Annotated in this window: 7 protein-coding genes; 5 read left to right on the top strand and 2 right to left on the bottom strand. The window is 45.9% G+C overall.

Translation table 11 applies throughout. The annotated features are described in order from the left end of the window. The 5 genes from IQ260_RS25035 to IQ260_RS25015 all read left to right on the top strand — a co-directional run. On the top strand, positions 1-637 hold a 637-nt coding region (locus IQ260_RS25035), incomplete at its 5' end, for a Gfo/Idh/MocA family protein (RefSeq protein WP_193995803.1). Positions 638-686: 49 nt separating this feature from the next. Beyond that, positions 687-1,685, top strand: coding sequence for an NAD-dependent epimerase/dehydratase family protein (locus IQ260_RS25030; protein WP_193995802.1), 999 nt, complete (start codon positions 687-689; stop codon positions 1,683-1,685). Continuing rightward, a complete protein-coding gene (locus tag IQ260_RS25025; RefSeq protein WP_193995801.1) occupies positions 1,678-3,093 on the top strand; it encodes a flippase in 1,416 nt (471 codons plus the stop codon). Before IQ260_RS25030 ends, IQ260_RS25025 begins: the two co-directional genes overlap by 8 nt. A gap of 343 nt (positions 3,094-3,436) precedes the next feature. Continuing rightward, positions 3,437-4,477, top strand: a complete 1,041-nt coding sequence (locus IQ260_RS25020; protein WP_193995800.1) for a glycosyltransferase family 2 protein — start codon at positions 3,437-3,439, stop codon at positions 4,475-4,477. A 94-nt stretch (positions 4,478-4,571) separates the two neighbouring features. Beyond that, positions 4,572-6,068: a glycosyltransferase family 39 protein gene (locus IQ260_RS25015; RefSeq protein WP_193995799.1), complete on the top strand. Its 1,497-nt coding sequence runs from the start codon at positions 4,572-4,574 to the stop codon at positions 6,066-6,068. Here the strand turns inward: IQ260_RS25015 and IQ260_RS25010 are convergent. Together IQ260_RS25010 and IQ260_RS25005 are read right to left on the bottom strand one after the other, a co-directional pair. Next, entirely contained in the window at positions 6,059-6,550 is a 492-nt protein-coding gene (locus tag IQ260_RS25010) for a glycine-rich domain-containing protein (RefSeq protein WP_193995798.1), read from the bottom strand. The genes IQ260_RS25015 and IQ260_RS25010 overlap by 10 nt on opposite strands. 14 nt (positions 6,551-6,564) lie before the next feature. Next, positions 6,565-6,783: a hypothetical protein gene (locus IQ260_RS25005; RefSeq protein ID WP_193995797.1), complete on the bottom strand. Its 219-nt coding sequence runs from the start codon at positions 6,781-6,783 to the stop codon at positions 6,565-6,567. Positions 6,784-6,955: the final 172 nt, after the last annotated feature.

The following is a 6,955-nucleotide window of genomic DNA, read 5'->3' as shown; positions in this document are numbered from 1 at the left end:
TAGCCAAACAGGACAGGCCGGAAAAATCCTCCACGTTGATGCCTGCTATAGCTTTGATGTAAATCGGATTCCTGGGTTTGATCCCAAGTCACAAAACTCCTGGCATTTACGTCTGCCGGGAGGGTTACTGCTAGACTCCGTCGCTCATCCGCTTTCTATTCTGCTGCGATTTTTACCCCTTCCCGTCACCTCAACCCCAATTACTCTAAACAGCGGTACCCTACCCGATGGCTTACCCGATGAACTCAGGGTTCTGATTGATGCGGGTCAAGCGACTGGCACTCTGTCAGTCTCCCTGGGCACAAAGCCAGACTGTTTTACGATCAACATTTACGCCACGGAGATGACCATCCATCTCAATATTTCCAACATGGTGAGCGTTGTGCGCAAAAATCGTGCCCTGCCCAAAAAGCTGCTCAGGATTGCCGACAATCTGGACCAATCTCGACAGCTCTTCTTTAACACCTTTATCAATGCCTTTAAGGTCGCTACTGGGAGGGTAGGGGCTCCGGGAGATATTGCCCCCTTAATCAAGCAATTTTATAAAAGCCTAGATGACGGGACCCGCCCCCCTGTGACTGGAGAAGAGGGTCGGGCTGTAGTCAAATTTATTAACGAAATCTGGCAACAGGGGTAATCACCCATAGTGCTTAAATTCCATGTGCAGTCCACAGTAGGCATTAATTATGAAGGTTTTAGTAACAGGAGCGACAGGATTTCTCGGCGGCCATTTAGTTGCCAAGCTCATGCAAGCAGGCGACCAGGTCAGAATTCTGGCCAGACCTACCGCCAAGGTGGAATCGCTGCAGCAACAGGACGTGGAGATTGTCTATGGAGATTTATCTGATCAAACCTCCCTGAAGACAGCAGTAGACGGTGTTGACGTTGTTTATCATCTGGGAGCAGCCATGGGCGGCTCATGGGCTAACTATGAAGACATTACGGTGAGAGGGACACAGCGAATGTTAGAAGTTTCCCTGGCAGCTGGCGTTCAACGCTTTGTCCACATCAGCTCTTTAGCGGTTTACCAGGTGTATGGACTCAAGAGAAATGCCATCATTGACGAGACTCGACCCTGTGACCCCACCCCCGAAAAGGTTGGCTCCTATTGCCGCTCAAAAGTAGAAGCCGAGAAAATCGTTCTACAGTACTACGGCAAAGGCTTACCGGTCACCATTATTCGCCCAGGTCTCATTTATGGCCCACGGGGTCGAGTGATGTTTCCCCACATTGGTCAATTTCTTAAGAACAAAATCTTTTTGCTGATTGGTCAAGGTACTAATCTGCTTCCCTTTACCTATGTCGAAAATACCGTTGAAGCTATTCGGCTAGCAGGGGTGAGTGAAACAGCCGTTGGTCAAATCTATCAGGTCGTTGATGACAGTGAGATCACTCAGCGAGAATATCTCAATAAATTTATGGCCGCAACACGAAGCCAGTTCCCCACATTGCCTATCCCATTTTTTCTGTTTATCGTAGCGGCCTTCCTGGTAGATCGTCTAAAAACTGTTGGTCTCCTCAAAAGTTCCACGTTTTCCCAGTACGGCGTTATCTCTAAATATAAGAGCCTGAGATTTGACTCATCGAAAGCAAAGAAAGAGCTGAATTGGGCTCCCCACATCGGGATAGAGGAAGGCTTAAGCAAAACATTTGCCTGGTATAACAAGGCTCAAGCCAATGCATAGTCAAGGATTAAAGGCACTGATAAAGCGTTTTGACTTTTCCTATGTCTATGCATTTTTGGGAGAGGCCACACTCGGTCTAACGTTTGTTTTTTATATGATTCTGGGGCGTACCCTAGGACCAGAACAGTACGGAATTTTTACAGCGGCCACGGCACTGGGCGGTATTGTCGCTTTCTTTATTCAGTTTGGACTCCATGACCTACTCGCGCGTGAAATTGCGGCAGATCCTACAGAAGGTCCAAAATCCACCTCCATTTTTTTACTGATAGAGAGCCTCAATTTTTTAGGCGTTCTGATTGTCCTATTACCCATTGCCAAGCTATTAAATTTTGAAGGGATTGGCATAGTTATTTGTTATTTTGTGGTGGTTGCCGGTGCCTGCCGCTGTGGGAAACAAACACTGCGCGCAGTTTTTAGAGGATTAGGTAATTTTCGTAGCGAAACTATTTCTGTAACAGTCGAACGTTTAGCCATGTTCTTACTGGGAGGTCTAGTTTTAATCACCTCCAATAACCTGGCTGGGGTCGTCGCAGCCATGGCGTTTGTCCGTCTTGTCGATATTATCTGCTTATTTTACTATCTCAAACGTCAGACAACGATTACATCACCGATTACGCTCACAGGCTTTCGACGGGCCTTAAAAATGGCCTATCCCTTTGCATTATCGGGGGTTTTATGGGTCTTATACTATCAAATCGATATTTTAATGCTGAAGGTAATTGCCCCTTCAGCAGAGACTGGATTTTATGGGGCTGCCTATAGCCTGATTGAGATTTTCTCAGCTCTGCCCCGTGTTATTTTTTATGTCGCTCTAACAAAGTTTTCGAGGTGCTATGCAGAAGCGCCTGAACAACTGCCCGACCAAATTCAAAAGACGACCTACTTTCTATTGATCCTTGTTCTACCCGTCATTACCATTGCCGGTTTGGGGCAAACATTTTTAGTGCAGTTGACCTATGGGCAAGGTTTTTTATCATCCATCGACTCACTGGCCATCTTATTGCCAAGTTTAGCAATGAAAATGTTTGCTTCCCTGGTTCTATTTTTACTACAGGCCACCCGACGAGAGCGATTTCTCCCTCCTATCTTGCTGGCAGCCGTTATGGCTAACATTATCGCCAATGGGATTTTGATTCCTTTGATCGGAGCAACCGGGGCTGCATTAGCCACGCTACTGAGTGAAATCATTTTTGCCATTTCAGGACTGGCTTTAATGGGTCGCATTGGATATCGTAACGTGAGCCAGAAATTGCTAATTGTTTCAGCCATGAGTCTGCTAGTAGCAGTTATTCCCTCCCTGATGCTGAATGGCTTAAGATTACCGATTGCAACCGGATTAATGGTCTCTAGTATAATTGTTATCGGGTTTACAATGCGCTCAAAACAGCCCCTCAGCCAGGCTCAATAGTCAACCCTACAAACATCGACACTCTTTTCAGAAAACATTGACTCTACTGATGTTTCTTTAAAGAATATTAATCGCTAAAAAAGCTAGTTCAAAGTAATTCTTCAAGCGCAAAAACAAGAAGAGTAAAAACAAGTTCATCATTTCTTTAATATAAAAGGAATTTGATTAATCAAAAAATATATAAAGGCTTGATTTCTAGAAAAGATTCAAAGATAATTCAATCAAAAGGAAGACGTGTGAAGAGTCAAATAGATTGCAGAGCAAACGTTTGATCTCTAAAAGCCCCTGAAAATCCACTAAAACTCTTATTAATTCTCAATATAAACCCTTAAGGAGATCAAAGATGGCTGTTTCACTGTCAGCTCAAAACAGAGTACTTGATGACAAGTATCCGATTGAGCAATGTATCTCTAACACTGAATCAGACTCATCAAAGTCACAGCTCTATTTATCTGTTATTGTCCCAATCTACAATGAGGTTGAGAATCTTACTAATCTAGTCGAACGTATTTCTGAGATTCTCAGTCGAGAGAGTTACACCTATGAAATTGTATGTGTAGATGACGGTTCCCGTGATGGCTCAACAGACTTACTGCAGAGATTAGCTACCACCTATCCACAGCTTAAGGCCATTCTTCTACGCCGCAACTATGGCCAAACGGCAGCAATGGCAGCTGGCTTTGAACATGCCCAAGGCCAAATCATTGTGACCCTGGATGGAGATTTACAAAACGATCCGCAGGACATTCCACTGCTTTTAGATCGGATTGAAGCCGGTTACGATCTGGTAAGCGGATGGCGTAAACAGCGACAGGATGCTGCACTCACTCGATTATTGCCTTCAAAAATTGCCAATTGGTTAATTGGTAAAGTAACGGGGGTAAAGCTCCATGACTATGGCTGTTCTCTCAAAGCCTACCGGTCTGAACTTGTTTTAGATCTAAAGCTCTATGGAGAACTGCATCGCTTTCTACCAGCCTTAGCCTTTATTGAAGGGGCAAGAATTACAGAAATTCCGGTGCGTCATCATCCTCGCCGTTTTGGTAAAAGCAAATATGGCCTGGGCAGAACATTTCGGGTGATGATGGATTTATTGACGGTCTATTTTATGAAAACCTTTTTAACTCGTCCCATGCATGTGTTTGGCGTGTTAGGAATGACGTCACTTTCAGCGGGCTCTCTTTTGGCAGCCTATCTTGTCTTTGTCAAGTTTATATTACATCAGGCCATTGGCGATCGTCCCCTACTGATGCTAGCCGTTGTTCTATTTCTCTCAGGAATTCAGCTGTTCTGCTTTGGTCTACTGGGGGAGTTGTTGATGAGGACCTATCATGAATCCCAGAATAAGCCCATTTATCGCATTCGCGAAAAGCTTGGGTTTTAGTATTTAAGCTTTAAGAAGCATTTATCCACCTACTGTTAGAACCACATCTGCTCGGGCTAGCATCTTGAATCATTTCGCTTAAAGAACACAGTCAATGAACCTTAATCAGATGAGCCCCGTTGGCAAACAGCGTCAGAATTCTGGACTGCAGATTGCCCAATGGTTGCCAATTACCTTAGTACTAATCCTGGCAACAGTCCTCTGTTTTTACCGCATTAATGGAGAAGGATTATGGCTGGATGAACTGACTAGCATTAGGGATGCGCAGGTCTTGCCGACGCAATCAATCGCCAATAACCTGGTGAGGCCGCTTTATTACATCTTGCTCATGGTGTGGATGAAGTTTGGCAGTAGTGATGCCTGGCTGCGAAGCTTATCAGTGATCTTTGCATTGATTGCTGTTTTTCTGCTTTACCGCTTGGGTCGGCGGCTTTTTGGAGAAACCGAAGGGCTGATCGCAGCAACTCTGATGAGTCTATCTCCTCTGTTTTTAAACCATGCGCAAGAGGTCAGAATGTATGCGCTGTCGGTCTGCATGGGTGTGGCAGGGACCCTCTGTCTGGCTCGGGCATTGACAGAAAAACAGTCGGAGGCTCCTCCTAGCCATGCATTGCTGGCGGGCTGGTGCGCATTTCGATTGCTAGCAACATTGACTGTACCGCTCAACATCACGTTACTACTACCTGATGTTTTGATTTATTGGCTGCGCTTTCGTCAGCAACGGGCGGCACTTATACGCTTTGGGAAATGGCTGGCGTTGCTACTTTTGCTGTGGTCTCCCTGCGTATTGTCAGTTCTGTATGAGACCTCTCCTGATTCTACCTATGCTTCCCATCATCCTGGTCGCAAGCCACCTGGTTTAGATAATGTGGTGCGAACGTTAAAGTTTTGGACGGTTTGGCCGTTTGCAGTCCAAGCAAATGCGATCGCAGCCACCTTCTACAAACTATTTACATTCCTAGTCGCCGGTTTAATGGGCGCAGCCCTGATTCAAAAACATAAATCTCCGCAAGTACTGTGGGCAAGTGCCTGGTTTGTCATACCGCTGGTACCCATTTTATTTTTTTCCTATCTATCGGTTCCCATTTGGGTCAATCGATATCTGCTGTTTGTCAGTCCCTATCTATTTCTCGTCCTTGCAGCTGGCCTGAGTCGACTATGGCGTCAGTGGCGAATTGCAGCAATCGCCATCGCCTTAGCGTATCTCATCGCTGTTAGCGGTGGTCTGGTGCGATACTACACCGTTCAGGATAGACCCGATTACAAATTTATCGTCGAAACCATTGAGCAATATGAACAGCCTCAGGATGTAGTTGTTTGGGGTCTCTTTGCACAAAGGATTATCCTTAACCATTATTATCAGGGTTCGACTGAGTTTTATCAGAACAAAACTCGGGGGATAAGTACAGATGCTGAGATTAGCACCTGGTTAGATAATTTTCCAGATATCTCCGAGCGTCTGTGGCTGGTGCTAAAGGTCAAGGATCAGGCATATCCTCGTTTTGAGCAACAGATTAAAACAAGATATGTAATTGAGGACGCCTTTGATTATGAGCAGGGATCTAAGGTGCTGTTATTAACTCAACAGTAAAATTTGGGCAGCAGCCAATTTCGTTGAAGATTAACCCGTACGAATTCCAGCTCTTGCCCAAAGCGATCCCCTGGTTCAGACCAAATATCCTTGGGTGGAGTTTCCCCAAAAAAGTGTCTGTAGCTCGCTAGGGTGTTTGTATACCAATCAACAAATTTGCCATGCTCGGTTCCTCCCCCCTGGGTAGGCTCATGGTGTAACGATGTTTGTAGAATTTTTGGACAAAATGTTTCCCAATAGGAGCGGGTATAGGTGAGATGTAAGTGCCAAACTTGATCCACCTGATCGGACGGGGTAACTGGGTGACCGGCAGCCACTGCTAAAAACGCAAACTTTTTATACTCCTCGATTACTCTGCAGGTATAGGCAAACGACCAACAATTTTCTTGGGCTAAGCGTTGGCTAAAGGAGAACTGGGCTCCTGGCTGGTCGAGGGAATAGGCCTGAAGCCGGTTGTAAAGCTCTGTTTGTTGAGAGTTCATAGTCAAAACCGTATTTATTGATTAACCACCGCCACCGCATCCACCGCCACCACAGCCACCGCCGCCGCATCCACTGCCGCCACTATCGCCGCCACCGCTCCAGCCGCCACTGTCGTGTCCACCCCAGACGCCAGCAGAACCTGAACTAGACGATGATTTACGGGGAATGGATCGATTAAATCTGCGATCGTAGTTACACCGTTGACAAGTATGACTAACTTCTCTTGTACCATAGCTATATCGGGTCGCTTTTTTAACAACTCGATTTGTGCGCTTGAGGGCCAGCTGGCCACAGTTGGGACAGCGTTTTCTGATCGCTATCACTGCCCCAATCGCAGAGACAATCACCATGCCCAGCCCAGCCCAGCCAAACAACGAAGCTGCCTTTTTTGGCGTCCAATAGTC

The organism is Leptolyngbya cf. ectocarpi LEGE 11479 (genome assembly GCF_015207065.1).
Taxonomy (GTDB): domain Bacteria; phylum Cyanobacteriota; class Cyanobacteriia; order Phormidesmidales; family Phormidesmidaceae; genus Leptothoe; species Leptothoe ectocarpi.
This window is presented reverse-complemented; position numbering and strand designations above follow the sequence as displayed.

Bases quoted from the DNA above. Each gene is read 5' to 3' on its own strand.
- IQ260_RS25030 (WP_193995802.1), top strand. From the start codon at position 687: ATGAAGGTTTTAGTAACAGGAGCGACAGGATTTCTCGGCGGCCATTTA.
- IQ260_RS25025 (WP_193995801.1), top strand. From the start codon at position 1,678: ATGCATAGTCAAGGATTAAAGGCACTGATAAAGCGTTTTGACTTTTCC.
- IQ260_RS25020 (WP_193995800.1), top strand. From the start codon at position 3,437: ATGGCTGTTTCACTGTCAGCTCAAAACAGAGTACTTGATGACAAGTAT.
- IQ260_RS25015 (WP_193995799.1), top strand. From the start codon at position 4,572: ATGAACCTTAATCAGATGAGCCCCGTTGGCAAACAGCGTCAGAATTCT.
- IQ260_RS25010 (WP_193995798.1), bottom strand. From the start codon at position 6,550: ATGAACTCTCAACAAACAGAGCTTTACAACCGGCTTCAGGCCTATTCC.
- IQ260_RS25005 (WP_193995797.1), bottom strand. From the start codon at position 6,783: ATGGTACAAGAGAAGTTAGTCATACTTGTCAACGGTGTAACTACGATC.